Origin of the sequence: Streptomyces sp. NRRL WC-3549, assembly GCF_000721935.1 — a bacterium.
In the GTDB taxonomy this organism is placed as follows: Bacteria; Actinomycetota; Actinomycetes; order Streptomycetales; family Streptomycetaceae; genus Streptomyces.
The window spans coordinates 30,916-32,400 of sequence record NZ_KL585396.1; the positions used below are offsets into that span (position 1 = coordinate 30,916).

Sequence of the window (1,485 nt, forward strand, 5' to 3'; positions counted from 1 at the left end):
CCCGTCGAGCTTCCACGGCTCGTGGACGGCGGGAGCGCCGACCTTCTCCAGTTCGGGCACCCAACGGCGTACGTAGGCGCCGTCCGGGTCGTAGCGTTTCGCCTGCGCCGACGGATTCAGCACGCGGTTCGGCCGGCTGTCCGTGCCGGTCCCCGCGATCCACTGCCAGTTGAGCTGGTTGTTGGCGACGTCCCCGTCCACCAGCAGGTCCAGGAAGTGGCGCGCCCCGATCCGCCAGTCCACGTACAACGTCTTGACGAGGAAGGAGGCGGTCAGCAGCCGCCCGCGGTTGTGCATCCAGCCCTCGTGGAGCAGCTGGCGCATGGCGGCGTCGACCAGGGGGTAGCCGGTGCGGCCCGCCTTCCACGCCTCGATGTCGTCCGCCGCCGCCCGTCGGGTACGCCACCGGTCGCCCCGCGGACGGTAGTCGGCGTGGGACACGGCCGGGCGGGCGGCCAGGACCTGGTGGTGGAAGTCCCGCCAGCACAACTGCCGGACGAACGCCTCGGCGCCGGCGCCGCCCGCCGAACGCGCCCGGTGGATCAGTTCGGTGGGGGAGACCGTGCCGAAGTGGAGATGCGGGGAGAGCCGGGAGGTCGCGTCCGCGGCCAGGTCGTCGTGACGCTCCTCGTACCGGCCCAGCCCTTGGCGGCGCCAGGCGGTCATCCGCCTGCGGCCCTCCTTCTCACCGCCGTCGGCCAGCCCCTGCGACACCCCTCCCACCCGGGACCGCTCGGGCACCGGCCCGGACGCCGGGCCGTCCGGTACCCGCACGGCGCGCGGCGCACCGATCGGTGTCCGCAGACGTACCCGTGACCAGGCGCGGAAGTACGGGGTGAACACGGCGAAGTGGTCTTTGCCCGGCCCCGACGGGACCACCGCGCCCGGGGCGACCGCGGTGACGACCGCGTCGTGGACGCGCAACCGGCAGCCCACGGTCGCCAGGGCCGCGCGCCACGGTCGCCAGGGCCGCGCGCAGCCGCTCCTCGCGGCGCTGCGCGTAACCGCTGACGTCCGCCGCCAGGTGCACCTCGTCCGCGCCCGTCTCGGTGACGACCCGGCAGACCTCGTCGACAACCTCACCCGAACGGATGACCAGGCGGCCGCCCCGGTCACGGAGACCGGCGTCCACGTCGCGGAGGCAGTCGGCGAGGAACGCCCGCCGGTTGGGGGCACCGAACCCGGCGCGCGCCACGGCGTCGTCCTGTACGAACAGCGGGACCACCTCGTCGGCGGAGGCCAGGGCCGCGTGCAGCGGCGGGTGGTCGTGCAGCCGCAGATCGGAGGTGAACAGAACCACCGCCACACTCATGCCGTTCCCCCGTCCGACGCCCGGCCCGCCGCCCGGGCGATGTTGCGCGCCATGCCGCCGAAGACCACCGCGTGGAAGGGTGACACACTCCACCAGTAGGCGTGGCCCAGCAGCCCGGCCGGATGGAAGAGCGCGCGCTGCCGGTAGCGCTGTCTCTTATACACATCTCTGAG

The 1,485-nt window shown here is 73.7% G+C and carries 1 protein-coding gene and 1 pseudogene; both read right to left on the reverse strand.

Annotated elements, in window-relative coordinates:
• Positions 1-1,312 (reverse strand): annotated as a pseudogene (locus tag IH13_RS37425) (cryptochrome/photolyase family protein); the annotation flags it as partial.
• Positions 1,309-1,485, reverse strand: a 177-nt coding sequence (locus tag IH13_RS40810; protein ID WP_158791167.1) for a DUF2867 domain-containing protein, incomplete at its 5' end; no start/stop codon positions are given. The gene IH13_RS40810 and the pseudogene IH13_RS37425, both read right to left, overlap by 4 nt.